This window comes from Domibacillus indicus (assembly GCF_023715895.1).
In the GTDB taxonomy this organism is placed as follows: Bacteria; Bacillota; Bacilli; order Bacillales; family Domibacillaceae; genus Domibacillus; species Domibacillus indicus_A.
The window spans coordinates 1-398 of sequence record NZ_JAMBOO010000095.1 but is presented as its reverse complement, the minus strand read 5'-3'; the positions used below and the strand labels follow the sequence as shown (position 1 = coordinate 398).

1 protein-coding gene is annotated in these 398 nt (G+C 52.8%); it reads right to left on the bottom strand.

All coding sequences use genetic code 11. The features are described from left to right. Positions 1-102: 102 nt before the first annotated feature. A partial coding sequence (gene rpsJ, locus M3221_RS25730; protein WP_251274829.1) for a 30S ribosomal protein S10 occupies positions 103-398 on the bottom strand: 296 nt, incomplete at its 5' end.

The following is a 398-nucleotide window of genomic DNA, read 5'->3' as shown; positions in this document are numbered from 1 at the left end:
CTGGGATAGAAACGCCATCTTCAGTGAAGATGCGGGTCATGCCCACTTTTTTACCGACTAAACCAATCATTGTTTCAACCTCTCAATCGCTCGATGACCTGATTAACCCAGGCTGATCTGCACGTCTACACCGGCAGCCAGATCCAGACGCATCAGAGCATCAACGGTTTTTTCAGTTGGCTCAACGATGTCAACCAGACGCTTGTGAGTGCGAATTTCGTACTGGTCACGCGCGTCTTTGTTGACGTGCGGGGAGATCAGAACGGTAAAGCGCTCTTTGCGGGTCGGCAGCGGGATCGGACCACGGACTTGCGCACCAGTGCGCTTAGCAGTCTCGACGATTTCCGCGGTTGATTGATCGATCAGACGATGATCAAACGCTTTCAGGCGGATACGGA